Origin of the sequence: Niabella hirudinis (assembly GCF_051201075.1) — a bacterium.
Classification (GTDB): domain Bacteria; phylum Bacteroidota; class Bacteroidia; order Chitinophagales; family Chitinophagaceae; genus Niabella; species Niabella hirudinis.
Genome location: NZ_JBPEHJ010000006.1, coordinates 292,225 through 305,039, shown reverse-complemented (window position 1 = coordinate 305,039; position 12,815 = coordinate 292,225). Strand labels below are relative to the sequence as shown.

General features: G+C 47.7%; 13 protein-coding genes. 2 read left to right on the top strand and 11 right to left on the bottom strand.

What is annotated here, in order from left to right:
* Nucleotides 1–186: 186 nt before the first annotated feature.
* Nucleotides 187–915 carry a DsbA family oxidoreductase gene (locus tag GGU45_RS14030; protein ID WP_435225709.1) on the bottom strand — a complete coding sequence of 243 codons (729 nt, stop codon included), beginning with the start codon at nucleotides 913–915 and terminating at the stop codon, nucleotides 187–189.
* Nucleotides 916–1,008: 93 nt separating this feature from the next.
* Here GGU45_RS14030 and GGU45_RS14025 point away from each other — a divergent pair, with 93 nt between their 5' ends.
* On the top strand, nucleotides 1,009–4,500 hold the full coding sequence (locus GGU45_RS14025; RefSeq protein WP_435225707.1) for a DUF8818 domain-containing protein: 3,492 nt from the start codon (nucleotides 1,009–1,011) through the stop codon (nucleotides 4,498–4,500).
* A gap of 12 nt (nucleotides 4,501–4,512) precedes the next feature.
* Here the strand turns inward: GGU45_RS14025 and GGU45_RS14020 are convergent, their stop codons facing one another.
* The 4 genes from GGU45_RS14020 to GGU45_RS14005 all read right to left on the bottom strand — a co-directional run bounded on the left by GGU45_RS14020 (nucleotide 4,513) and on the right by GGU45_RS14005 (nucleotide 7,502).
* Nucleotides 4,513–4,977 carry a cytochrome d ubiquinol oxidase subunit II gene (locus GGU45_RS14020; RefSeq protein ID WP_435225705.1) on the bottom strand — a complete coding sequence of 155 codons (465 nt, stop codon included), beginning with the start codon at nucleotides 4,975–4,977 and terminating at the stop codon, nucleotides 4,513–4,515.
* 17 nt (nucleotides 4,978–4,994) lie between these two features.
* Nucleotides 4,995–5,474 carry a DinB family protein gene (locus GGU45_RS14015; RefSeq protein WP_435225703.1) on the bottom strand — a complete coding sequence of 160 codons (480 nt, stop codon included), beginning with the start codon at nucleotides 5,472–5,474 and terminating at the stop codon, nucleotides 4,995–4,997.
* Nucleotides 5,475–5,719: 245 nt separating this feature from the next.
* On the bottom strand, nucleotides 5,720–6,625 hold the full coding sequence (locus GGU45_RS14010) for a TraB/GumN family protein (RefSeq protein ID WP_435225701.1): 906 nt from the start codon (nucleotides 6,623–6,625) through the stop codon (nucleotides 5,720–5,722).
* A 64-nt stretch (nucleotides 6,626–6,689) separates the two neighbouring features.
* The gene (locus GGU45_RS14005) at nucleotides 6,690–7,502 is read right to left on the bottom strand and encodes a DUF6515 family protein (protein ID WP_435225699.1); all 813 of its coding nucleotides are present in this window, start codon (nucleotides 7,500–7,502) and stop codon (nucleotides 6,690–6,692) included.
* 106 nt (nucleotides 7,503–7,608) lie between these two features.
* On the opposite strand from GGU45_RS14005, the gene GGU45_RS14000 reads away from it, so the two are divergent.
* Nucleotides 7,609–8,091: a DUF1801 domain-containing protein gene (locus GGU45_RS14000; RefSeq protein ID WP_435225697.1), complete on the top strand. Its 483-nt coding sequence runs from the start codon at nucleotides 7,609–7,611 to the stop codon at nucleotides 8,089–8,091.
* Nucleotides 8,092–8,113: 22 nt separating this feature from the next.
* Here the strand turns inward: GGU45_RS14000 and GGU45_RS13995 are convergent, their stop codons facing one another.
* The 6 genes from GGU45_RS13995 to GGU45_RS13970 all read right to left on the bottom strand — a co-directional run bounded on the left by GGU45_RS13995 (nucleotide 8,114) and on the right by GGU45_RS13970 (nucleotide 12,799).
* Nucleotides 8,114–8,656 carry a hypothetical protein gene (locus GGU45_RS13995; protein WP_435225695.1) on the bottom strand — a complete coding sequence of 181 codons (543 nt, stop codon included), beginning with the start codon at nucleotides 8,654–8,656 and terminating at the stop codon, nucleotides 8,114–8,116.
* 25 nt (nucleotides 8,657–8,681) lie between these two features.
* A complete protein-coding gene (locus tag GGU45_RS13990) occupies nucleotides 8,682–8,915 on the bottom strand; it encodes a hypothetical protein (RefSeq protein WP_435225693.1) in 234 nt (77 codons plus the stop codon).
* A 109-nt stretch (nucleotides 8,916–9,024) separates the two neighbouring features.
* On the bottom strand, nucleotides 9,025–9,327 hold the full coding sequence (locus GGU45_RS13985; protein ID WP_435225691.1) for a hypothetical protein: 303 nt from the start codon (nucleotides 9,325–9,327) through the stop codon (nucleotides 9,025–9,027).
* Nucleotides 9,328–9,423: 96 nt separating this feature from the next.
* Entirely contained in the window at nucleotides 9,424–10,404 is a 981-nt protein-coding gene (locus GGU45_RS13980; protein WP_435225689.1) for an ABC transporter ATP-binding protein, read from the bottom strand.
* Nucleotides 10,383–11,225 (bottom strand): ABC transporter transmembrane domain-containing protein, encoded by an 843-nt coding sequence (locus tag GGU45_RS13975; RefSeq protein WP_435225687.1) that lies wholly within the window; start codon nucleotides 11,223–11,225, stop codon nucleotides 10,383–10,385. The genes GGU45_RS13980 and GGU45_RS13975 overlap by 22 nt, the downstream gene beginning before the upstream one ends.
* A 299-nt stretch (nucleotides 11,226–11,524) precedes the next feature.
* Nucleotides 11,525–12,799, bottom strand: a complete 1,275-nt coding sequence (locus GGU45_RS13970) for an acetyl-CoA C-acyltransferase (protein WP_435225685.1) — start codon at nucleotides 12,797–12,799, stop codon at nucleotides 11,525–11,527.
* Nucleotides 12,800–12,815 lie beyond the last annotated feature (16 nt).

Below are 12,815 nucleotides of genomic sequence, written 5' to 3'. Positions count from 1 at the left end.
AGCTGCTCCCTAACAGGAGTGGCTTTTTTTTGTATTAAATTTCCGGGTGCGGTGGTTTTTTCTGCAGATTTTTGGCAGCACTGCCGCTCAGGAACATACAGAGCCGTTAATCAGCATCCCTGCATAACGGTTTATACTGGACAAAACATTTTATGGGAGGCGAAATATAAATTTAAACGGGCTTACTTAACCGGCACTGCAGCTACCGTCCGGCGCACAGGAAGCGCCCTCTGTAATTTCAAGCGATGCGCCGGGGTTTTCTTTACGCCATTCTTCAAAAGCTTTGTCAAGTGTTTGGGTGAACGCTCCGGCAGGCTGGGCTCCCGAAACAGCGTATTTACGATTAAAAACAAAAAAGGGAACCCCTCTTACACCGATCTGCTGCGCTTCGTAAATATCCCCGTTTACTTTGCCGGCATACGCTTCGTTGGTAAGCGCCTCCTGTATTTCATCTTCTGTAAGATTCATCTCTTTACCCAGCCGGCTCAGGGTTGCCCCGCTGGCAATGTCAAGACCTTCCGTAAAATAGGCTTTAAAGAGCCGTTCTTCGGCCATATCGCCCAACCCTTTTGTTTTTGCCATCTGAATCAGACGGTGCGCATTGAAGGAATTTACGGTCACTATTTTTTCAAAATGATAATCCAGCCCCGCCTGTTTTGCCGATTGGGTTACCTGATCCAGCAGGGAATGAACCTGTTCTTTGGGCAACCCCTTGCGTTCAATAAGGTACTGTTCATGAGTCATTTCTTCCTTTTGGGGAAGGGTAGGATCCAGCTGGAAGCTTTTCCAGGTGATGGCTATCTGGTTGCTGTTGGCAAATTGTGCGAGTGCTGTTTCAAAATGCCGTTTGCCAATATAGCAAAAGGGACACACAACATCACTCCATATTTCTACCTGCATTTTATTTGTACTCATAATTGCTATAGTAACAGATCTGCAATGAAGTTGTTTAAAAATTGCGGTAATTACAGCAGAAGCGCCGATTTTTGCTGAATTAAAACAACCGGATTGCATCTGTTGAGAAGCATAACATTTTTTTTCTTTTTTCTTTGCACCGCTGTCGGAATATACGGGCAGGAAGGGGCTGTTCCCCGGCCTTTGTCTAACCTGAGGACCCGGCAGATCTCCCTGCCTGAAAACCCCGTGCGGCTTGATAGTTTGAGCATTATTCCGCAGAGTTTCAGTATAGAAGGTATCGATAGCAGCGCTTACCGGCTGGATTATGTAAATGCCCTGTTGTATTGGGTGCATAAACCGGTGGCTGTACCCGTTACGGCACATTACCGGGTATTTTCCCGGAAACTAAACCCCGTGGCACAGCGCATGAATTTTGACAGCCTGCTCCGGAACTCAGCGCCCATCGCTCCTCCCGTTATTGAAAGCGGCGGCCGCAGTGCGCTGTTTAATTTTGGCAATATCAATGCACAGGGCAGTTTTGGCCGGCAAATGGGGTTTGGAAATAACCAAAGCCTGGTGCTGAACTCCAACCTGAATGTACAGCTGAGCGGGATGCTGGCAGACAGCATCGAACTGCAGGCCGCCATTACCGATAATAATATTCCTATACAGCCCGATGGAAATACGCAGCAGCTGAACGAATTTGATGAAGTGTATATCCGCTTTAAAAAGAACCGCTGGCAATTGAATATCGGCGACATGGATCTGAGAGAAAACCGCAGCTATTTTCTTAACTTTTACAAACGCCTGCAGGGCGTGTCGTTTCAGACGGCCAGCGACCCTTCAAAAAAAACAACTTCAAATACATTGGTGAGCGGCTCCGTGGCTAAAGGAAAGTTTACCCGCAATGTGCTGCAAGGGCTTGAGGGCAACCAGGGGCCCTATAAATTGCAGGGCGCCAATAGTGAGCTGTTTTTTATTGTGCTGGCCAATACGGAGCGTGTTTTTATCGATGGGGAACTTCTGCAGCGGGGGGAAGACCAGGATTATGTGATCAATTACAATACGGCGGAGGTGAGCTTTACCCCGCGGCGGATGATTACCAAGGACAGCCGCATTCAGGTGGAGTTTGAATATGCCGACCGGAACTTTTTGAACACGAATGTATACGGAATGCAGGAGCTTAGTTTCAATAATAAACTGAAACTGCGGGTGGGATTTTTTAATAATAGTGATGCCAAAAATTCTTCCATCAGCCAGGTGCTGGACAACCGGCAGAAGCAATTTTTATCGCAGATTGGCGATAGTATTCAGCAGGCCCTCTACCCCTCGGCCGTTGCCGATACATTTGCCGCAGGGAAAGTATTGTATGCAAGAGCTTATTTAATGAAGGATACGGTGGTTGTTGACTCTTTTTACCGGTATACCACCAACCGCGATTCCGCACAATACAATGTATCCTTTACCGAGGTGGGTTTTGGAAGGGGCGATTATGTTTTGGATAATACCAATGCAAACGGAAAAGTATTTAAGTATATGCCACCCGAAAACGGCCTGAAGCAGGGCAATTATGCACCTGTAATTGCCCTGGTAACTCCAAAAAAACAGCAGGTGCTTACATTGGGAGCAGACTATGCGCTTACCAAACAAACCGTGCTAAAGACGGAAGTAGCCGCCAGTAGCTACGATGTAAATACATTTTCGGGGCGTGATAACGGAGATGATAAGGGCTTTGCAGCAAAAGTAAACCTGTCTAATACAATGCTGCTAAGCCAAAAAAATAAACGGCAGCTGGTGTCCTCGATCGACTATGAAATGGTACAGGCCCGGTTTCAGCCGGTAGAGCGCCTGCGCAGCGTAGAGTTTACAAGAGACTGGGGCCTGCCGCTGGTTACCGGCCGTGTGGATGAGCATATTATCCGTGCTGCTACAGGATTGGAGAGCGCAAAAGGCAACCGGCTGCAATATCATTTTACCAATTATAACCGCAGCGACCAATACACTGGTTTTCAGCATGCATTTACCCAGTTTACCCAATGGCATAACTGGACCTTTAACAATGATGTTACTATTACCCGGTACAGCGGAGCCGGGGACAAAGGATATTTCCTGCGCCCCGTGATCGACATCAGTAAAAAAATGCCGGCGCTCAACAACTGGAGTGTTGGTGCCCGCTATGCGCTGGAGCGGAATGACAGCCGCAACAAAGCAACGGATACACTGAATGCCAACGCATTTTCGTTTGATACCTATACGTTCTTTATCAAATCGGATGAGGCAAAACAAAACAGGTACGGGATCAGCTTTTATACGCGGGAAGATCAATACCCCGTTTACAAAGACCTTGTAAAGGGCGACCGAAGCTATAACCTGAATTTTAAAACCGAGCTGTTAGCCAGCAAATACCGGCAGTTATACTTTAATACAACGTTGCGCAAATTAAAAGTGCTTGATAATGCGATAAGCAGGGAGCCGGAGGAAAACACCCTGCTTTCCCGGATTGAATATAATATGAATGAGTTTAAAGGTTTTCTTACCGGGAATGTATTGTATGAAGCGGGCGCGGGCCAGGAACAGAAAAGGGAGTATGCTTACCTTGAAGTACCTGCGGGAACGGGGCAATATACCTGGATTGACCTGAACCGGGATAGCGTTCAGCAATTGAATGAATTTGAATTGGCTGCGTTCCCGGATCAGGCAAAGTTTATAAGAATTAATACGCCCACCAACCAATATATAAAGGCAAATTACAATACATTAAATTATAGCCTGGGGCTGAATCCGAAATTGCTTTGGAATGAAAAAACAGCCGGAAAAACGCAGCGTTTTTTGTCGCGGTTTAACTGGATCAGCACCCTGCAGGTATCGCGCAAGGCGCAGGCAGCCGGTCTTATTGAACTCAACCCGTTCCGGTACGCATTAAACGATACCAGTCTTATAGCCATGAGCTCCGTGCTGGTTAATACGCTTTCCTTTAACCGGCTTAGCACCGTTTGGGGACTTGATATCAGCAATCTCCAAAATACCGCCAAATCATTGCTGACTCATGGCTATGAAAGCCGTAAAACAAAGGAATGGTCCTTAAAGTACCGGCAGTTTTTTGGCAGCAGTCTGACGCTGAACCTGGATGCCCGCAGCGGTGTGCAGATGGTGTATTCGGACAATGAGCAATTTGATAACCGCAATTATGATATTGTCAGGAACAGCCTGGAGCCCGCGCTATCTCTGATTCGCGGAACCACCTTTCGGGTAACGGCGGGCTATAAATACGAAGTAAAAAAGAATAAGCCGGCTTATGGCGGAGAAAAAGCGGTATCCAATGCGCTTACCGCCGAAACGAAATACAATATCCTGCAGAGCGCTGCGCTAACGGCGCGTTTTACACTGGATGATCTTAACTATACCTCCGTTTCATCCAATACCACCACCGTTAGTTATATTATGCTGGATGGACTACAGCCCGGGAAAAACTATTTATGGAATGTGACGCTGACCAAACGGCTGCTCAGCAACCTGGAGCTGAATATTCAATACGATGGTCGCAAGCCCGGAACCACTAAAACCGTGCATACCGGGCGGGCCTCGCTAACGGCAATTTTTTAGCGGATAAGGACGCTATTGGGCCGGTGGCGTTTCGGCTGGAGCCTCCGGCAGAAGGGTGGTCGGTACCGTCTTCTTTTGCGTAAGGAGGAAAAACAGGTTCGTTATACAAAAGCCGATCCAGTATAAATAAATACCCAGGTGAAAACGCTCGCCCAGCCAACGGTGCGAAAGGGAATTGTGAAAATCGGAATAGGTTAGATACAAACCTCCCAGGAATGCGAAAAGAAAAATAACCAGCAGGATCAGGCGTCTACTTCCTTTAAATTTTTTATCGATTCCGTACAACAAAAAAGCAACTACAGCCAGCAATACCAGGCAAACAAACCCAGCCTGCCACCATATTTTAAAAAAACGGTAAGTTTTATAAAAAGTGTTGACGCCAACCCGCCCCACCAATGAGATGCCGGAAGTTAGAATGCCCGACAAAAATGCCGTGAACAGCAGGATCGCAGTAAGGATGTAGTAATTTCTTTGCATGGGTATATGGAGGTGTTTTAGAGTGCAGCGGTTTGCGCCACCAACTTCCGGAGCAGTACAATTTGCCCCAGGTGATAGTATACATGCTCAATCATGGCATCAATATTCCGCTGATAGGTTCCGTATCTTTCATCAACAAATATGGCATCTAGCTGCTCTGCGGTCATTTGCTGTACATAGCCGGCAAACTTTTCTGCATCGCTCCACAGCTTTTGCAACAGCAACTCCCAGTCTTTTTGCGATTTGACAGGAGGCGCATTAAAACTATCCTTATCGTGAATATCCAGGTTGCCGCCTTCAAATACCATTACTAAACCGGCTATGTAATAGTTGATGTGAAAAGCAAGGGCGGCAATAGTATTCAGGGACCCAACCGGGGTATTGGCCTGTTGCCAGGTAACGCCGGACAGCTGCGCTTTTAAGTTGGTGGCGGCTACCCAGTCGCCGTTCAGGTGTACTTCCCTGAACCGTTTTGCCAGGAGAGCGGATCGGGTCATAGTATATGATTTTTTTTGTGGGTGTATTTTTATTTCGGCCATAGTTGCAATAGAATGGTTACAATGGAACTATAAAAGCCCTGCGCTTTTATATAATAACTCGCCCACATCTTTGTACGTTTTATCCGCATTGGCATCATCAACAAGGCGAAACATGGTTAAAGTGACTTAATCGAAAAGATCTGTTATCTGAAATTCAAGCTTCATTTCTACAAAGGTACGTTTTAATCAATCGTATTAACTTACTACTCAAAAACCGGCGTTACCGTATATCCTTTGTCTTTTAGAAGTTGGATCAGTCCGCTCTTTCCCCCAAGATGACCAGCGCCCACCGCAAACAGGGTGGCTCCTTTTTTCATTTTTCCGGGAAGCAGCTGAATCCAGTTCTCATTGCGCTCTTTAAGCAAACGGGTCTGTTGTAGGGTGCTCATAAATGCGGGATCACTCATCAGGCTGGTTAAATGGGGCAGATCTTCTGTTTTGTAAACCTGCACCAGGTCTTTAATGAAATGAGGGGCCTCTTTCATTCCTCGAAGGGTGGTCAGCAACTCATCGATGGTATTCATCGACCGGATCATCTGCATCTGGAAGTCTACAGATTCCAGGTGGTCGATCTGTAACGAGTCATCCACCGCCAGGTTATAAAGTTCTTTTTCCATCATCTTTGCTTCCGAGGTGTCTGCGCAATTGAAGGCCTTCATCGTTAGCACCGAAGTAAGTCCAAAAGGCGACATGTATTTGAGCACTTCGGGTGTAAGCTGGTAATCTTTCAGCAGGCTGTCCAGCGCTTTGCGCTGTGCTTCGGGTGTTTTTTCCCAAATACCGGGTACGGGTTTCATCAGCTCCATCAGTTGGCTGGCGCCATCCATTGCGGTAATATCCGCTTCAAATGTTATCGTGTGCACATTTTTCAGAACCGGTTTTAATTTAGCCGGAATTTCAAAATCCTCCCCGCAAACCAGGTGCATGGTGCCCAGCAGGTAGGAGGGCGCCCGCAGCTGATTACCGCTGATTTTCCAAAGCAGCGACCTTGCTTCCTGGGCGTGCAGGGAGGTGCGGGGGGAAAAGCAGATAAAAAAAAGATACAGCGGTATACTGATCTTCAGCAAATAGTTGAGTTTGCCGGTATGCTTCCGGTTCCTGTTTGTCATTAAAAAAGATTATGCATCAAAAAAGCGGCCGCGTCCGGGGCCACTTTTTCTGTTCTTAAGAATATTATTTTGAACGCACTACTTCATATACCGTTTTACCATCAATGGTAATCTCTTTGTAATAAGTGCCTGCCGGGGAGCGAAACTGGCTTTTTCCATCAACCGTTACCCGTGTTGAATTTTTGGGCAGTTGATCAAACTGGTCTCCTGGCTGGGGCCGGGTATCATAAACCGCATCGTGTGTTCCCGTGTTATCACTGTTGCGCTCAAGGGGTTTGCTGCTCTCCGGCTCATCATCCCGGTTGTTATTTGGGTAATCCCGGTTGTCATTATAAGGCTGTGCGCTTGCTGCGTCTGTATCCAGTGTTCCGTTTCGCCCAACTACCACATATACCCGTTCACCATCCTTGTCTACATCCGGCCGGTAGTAGGTTCCGTCATATTCATAGTAAGTATCTCCATCAATCTTACGCATACGGGCCCCGTTGGGCAGGCGTGCTGCGGTAGCGCCAAGGGGAGGCGCCACTACCTCGTAGCCGCCCTTCTCCCGTTGAATAAAATAGGTATTGTTACGGTAATAGTAGGGTACATCACCATAATAGACCCTTCGTGCGCCAGGGGGCAGGGTATAAATAGTGGCACCAATAGGAGGGAGGGCGACGCCAACGGAAACACCCAGGTTTGGCCCATAGCCATAACGGTAATAGGGTACCGGCCAGCCAATAACTCCGCCGATACCGATCGAAACTCTTGGCGCCCGGTGGTAGGAATAAACCCGGCGCGGCGGGTAACGCCGGTACTGGGCAAAACTGTCCATGGCCAAAAAAAGGCTGGCTCCCAGCAGGAACATTCCCAGTTTTATAAAATTTTTGCTCATTCTTTTTTTATTATATTTATTGGACGATAAAAAACAGGGAAATGGTGGCAGCGGAAAGGCCTGATCTCAAAAAAAAATGCTAAAAATAAATCTGTAAAGAAACGAAATGCAATCCAGCGCAAAAACAGTGGCAGACTACCTGAAAGCAATACCCCCGGAACGGCTGTCTGCAATGCAAAAGTTGCGGGCCGTGATCCTGAAGCACCTGCCGGAAGGCTATGAGGAAGTGATGAGTTATGGTATGATCGGTTATGTGGTTCCGCACCGCCTTTACCCTGCGGGATATCATTGTACCCCGGCGCTGCCGTTGCCTTTTATGAACCTTGCCTCTCAAAAAAGCGGCATTGCGCTTTACCATATGGGGCTGTATGCCGATGCGGGCCTTATGGATTGGTTCCTGGGCGAATGGGGGAAAGTTTCGTTAAAAAAGCCGGATATGGGAAAAAGCTGTATTCGTTTCAGTAAGCCGGAACTGATCCCTTTTGAACTGATCGGGGCCCTTTGCGAAAGACTTTCGGTGCCGGGCTGGATTGCGCTTTATGAACAGCGTTTTGTTAAAAACAAAAGCCGCGGGCCTTCCAAAAAATGACCCGCGGCTTTGAGCATGCTCTTTATCTCCTGGAAGAGCGGCTGTTATTGCTTGAGGAGCGGCTGTTGTTGCTGCCCGAGCGGCTTTGGCTATTGCTCCTTGGTGCCGGCTGCACACTCCTGGAAGGAGGCGGACTGTACGAGCGCTGCGGAGTGGCATTCCGCGACCGGTCCTCGCTGGTGCGGCTGTTGTTGTTAGACCGGTTGCTGGTAACGGGTACCCGGCTTTGCTGCCTGTAAGACTCCGTGTTGCTCCGGTTATTGTTTACCCGGTAGCGGTCTCTGCTGTTGCTGTATACTTTTCGCCGGTCATCATATCTCCGGCGGTCTTCATAGCGCCGGTCGTAGCGTTTATTCCGGTAATAACGGTTACTATAATAACCATTGCCGTAATAACCATAGTAACCAGGTGAATAATAATAGCCGGGGTAGTAGCCATAATAGCCGTCATCATAGTATCCCCGGGAAGGATAATAAGTGTCTGCGCAAGAGCTCAACCCTACCACAAGGGCAATTAAGGCTCCGGTAACCAGCAGACGGGTTTTATTGAAGAATTGAAATTTCATGATGTCTATGTTGCGTTATAAAATATTAATACCTGTAATAATGTTTATTATGTCCTGGCGCATAATCCCTGGCCGATTTTGAGCCATAGTATTTTTTTGCCTGCCCCGGAGGTATACGCCGGTATTGCTGTCCGCCACGGTAATATCCGTATGACGGATAGTAAGGATCTGCGCAGGAACTTAATCCAACTATCACGAGCAAAACGGTTAATACTCTGATGAAACTATATTTACTGTGTTTCAGGGCTGAAGTTTTCATATTCGGGATTTTTAGCCGTTTTAAATCAAACTTTATACCAACAGTCAAGCCACCTGGAAAGGTGGCGACTGTAAAACCAATTTAAACCTTATAAATCATACGCTTGTCCTTAGTAATGATGTACCCGTTTGTGATGTTTGTGATGCCGGTAATATTTTTTTGCCTGTCCCGGGGGCATGTGCCGGTGATGCCGATGGCGGTATTGTTGTCCGTAATAAGATGGATAGTACCTGTTTGTATTGTGATACCTGGTACGATATACACCGGGATAATATACCACTGTGGCGGGCCGGTAGTTTTTTTTGTAATATTTTTTGCTGTATTTTTTTTCGTAGCGATAATGCTGGGCTTCAGATTTTGAAATACCTGCTACCAGCAGCACGAAGGCTAATAGGATCAGTTTCACTTTCATAATAGTTGTACTTAGGGGTTAATGATTAAAAAAAGTCTCAACTATATGACGCTAATGCGATGCTAACGGCTGTTAATGAAAGTTAAATGTTTTGGACTATTGATATGTCTGTGCTATCCGGGCAATATTAAGGCTGCGTGCGGAAGCATCAAATATTTGGCGGTAGGTACCGTTCAAAGCAACAAGTTGTTCGTGCGTGCCGGTTTCTACCGTCTGTCCCTGGTTGAGAACATAGATCCTGTCGGCATCAATGATCTGGGAGATGGAGTGGGAGATGATGACCACCGTTCTGTTTTGCTTGATGGCATCGAGGCTGTTCTTTATTTGTTCAGTAGCAATTGCATCCAGGCTTGCGGTGGGCTCATCTAAAAAGATCACGGGCGGATCTTTCAGGAACAGCCGGGCAATGGCGATGCGCTGCTGCTGACCGCCGCTTAACAGCTGAGCATCACTTTCATATTGCTGCGGCAACTCCATGATCTGCTGGTGCAGGCTGGCTTTTTGTGCGGCGGCGATGATGGCTTCTTTTGTGGCACTCATATTTCCATAGCGGATATTATCTTCAATAGAGCCTTTGAAAATATGGTTCTTTTGCAGTACCAGGCCAATTTCGCTTCTGAGTACCTGGTTATTATAGGCGCTGAGATCAATCCCGTCCAGGGTAATGGAGCCGCTGTCTGGCGTATAAAATTTGTTAAGCAGGTTGAGCACGGTGCTTTTGCCGGCTCCGCTCAGCCCCACCAGCGCAGTGGTTTTTCCTCCTTCAATTTTCAATGTAATGTTGTGCAGGGCTTTAGTGCCATTGGGGTAGGTAAAGTTTACCTGCTGTATTTCAAAGTGGCCCTTTACCACTTCTTCTTTATAGGAGCCGGATTGTTCGGTGGCTTCTTCTGCATCCTGTATCTGGAAGTAGGCTTCAGCATAAATAAGCGCATCATTTACCTCATCGTAGATACGGTGCAGCTGACGGATGGGGGCCGATACATTATTGAAAAGCATAATATGCAGCATGATGGCACCAATGCTGATCTGGTGGCCCAGCACCAGGTAGGTGGTTAGGATGATAATGAATACCACGCCGATCTGTTCAATAAAGGATTTGATACCATCATAACGGAAATTGGTCTTACGGGTATAAAGCTGGTCCTGCGTAAGCTGATCCTGTATGTCGAGCTGTTTTTTTCTTCATAGGATTCCCGTACGAAGCTCTTGATGACGGTAATGGATTCAATAAGGTTCAGCAGGCCGTTGTTCTTGTTTTCCCTGCCCCGCCTTAATTGCCGGCGCACGCCCTGCAGTTTTTTTGCCTGTTTGCTGCTTACATAAAAATAGGCCGGAAGGATCACTGTTGCCACCAGTCCTACTTTTACATTGGCCAGGTACATGATCACCAATGCGAGGATGGCATTGGAAAACAGGGGCAGGATATCAATAAAAAAGTTTTGTACCAGCCGGGTCAGACTTTCCACGCCACGGTCGATCCTTGTTTGCAGGCGCCCCGACTGATTTTCCGGCGCTGCGTAAAAGGCCATTCCGTAACTGAGAATTTTTTTAATGGCGGCTTCCGAAAGGAGACTGCTTACATTGATCCGGATCTTTTCGCCATAAAATTTTTGTCCAAACTGAATAAAGATATTTACAATTTCTTTGGTGAACAGGATTATAGAAATATAAAGTAAGAGCCGCAGCCCTTCCGGCATGGGGTCGGTTTTTTGAAGCAGCAGGTCTACATGATCAACGGTATACTTCAGGATAAGCGGGTTTACCTGTGCAGCAAGGGACCCCACCAGGGTAAGCGCCAGCGTGCCAAAAATCATAGCGCGGAAAGGCCTTACAAAGGGCCAGAGCTGTTTTACAATATTGGCGAGATTGAGCGTTTTTGTAAAGGGTTTGGACATGGGGGGAGTGAATGGTCAATGGTGAGAAGAGAATGGTCAATAGTGAGAAGTGAATGGTCAATGGTGAGAAGAGAATGGTCAATAGTGAGAAGTGAATGGTCAATGGTGAGAAGAGAATGGTCAATAGTGAGAAGTGGATAGTCAATGGTGAGAAGAGAATGGTCAATGGTGAGAAGTGGATAGTGAATGGGATGAGCGTTGCAGAAGAAATGAACGGAGCGTCGCAAGATCGCTGCCAGATGCATTGCCGTCCGGCCCAAAAAAATGCTTACCGGATCTTTGAAAGCACTCAAAAAAAATCAAAGCCGTTCAATGATGCCGGCAATGCCTTGCCCGCCGCCCACACAAGCGGTAACCATGCCATACTTTTTGTGCAGCCGTTTCAGATCACCGAGTATTTGAATAGTGAGCTTGCAGCCAGTGCAGCCCAGGGGATGCCCCAGTGCAATAGCGCCTCCATTAATATTAACAATATCGGGGTTCAGGCCTGTTTGCCGGATCACCGCCAGTGACTGTGCTGCAAAAGCTTCATTTAATTCAATGAGGTCGATATCGCCCAGTTTAAAACCAGCACGGCTCAATGCTTTTGGTATGGCGGCCACCGGCCCGATGCCCATAATGCGCGGGTGCACCCCGGCAACGGCGCTGGCTACCAGGCGGCCGATGGGTTGTAGCTGCAATTCGTTCATCATCTTTTCGCCCATTACCACCACAAAGGCGGCACCATCACTGGTTTGTGAGGAATTGCCTGCGGTAACCACCCCGTTGGCGGCAAAAACCGGTTTTAATTTTTGCAAGGCTTCCAGCGATGTATCGGCGCGGGGACCCTCATCCGTATCTACCATAAATTTCTTTACCTGCCGCTTTCCATTTGGGTCTATATATACCTCTTCCACTTCTATGGGCAGGATGCCTTCTTTAAAGTGCCCGTTCTGTATGGCGTGTATCGCTTTCCGGTGCGACTGGTAGCTGAAGGCATCGGCATCTTCACGGCTGATGTTAAATTCTTTGGAAACGGCTTCAGCGGTTAAACCCATATTGAGATAGTAGTCCGGTTCATCGCTGGCGATGGAGTAGGAGGGAACGGTTTTCCACCCGGAGGCAGGCACCATGCTCATGCTTTCTGTACCACCGGCAATAATACAGTCGGCCTGGCCGGTACGGATCTTGGCGGTGGCCATTGCAATGGTTTCCAGTCCTGAGGCGCAGTACCGGTTGATGGTGGCACCGGGAACTTCAATACCCAGGGCACGGGCCGCAATAATGCGCCCTACCTGCAACCCCTGTTCGGCTTCCGGTACGGCATTGCCTACCAGTACGTCATCTACCCGGCCGGGCTCCAGCTGCGGCACCGAAGCCATCAGTTCTTTGATCACCGTAATGGCCAGATCGTCCGGGCGATAATAACGGAACCCGCCCCTTTTGGCTTTACCTACGGCAGTACGGTAGCCGGCAACGATATATGCTTCCTGCATAGTGTTGATTTTATGATACTGCGTTCCGGATAAATTTGTGCTGCATTGCTGGAGATGCTTTGTCCCGATACCATCCTTTGCCCCGTATAATTCCGTCACTTTTTATCCTTTGCTC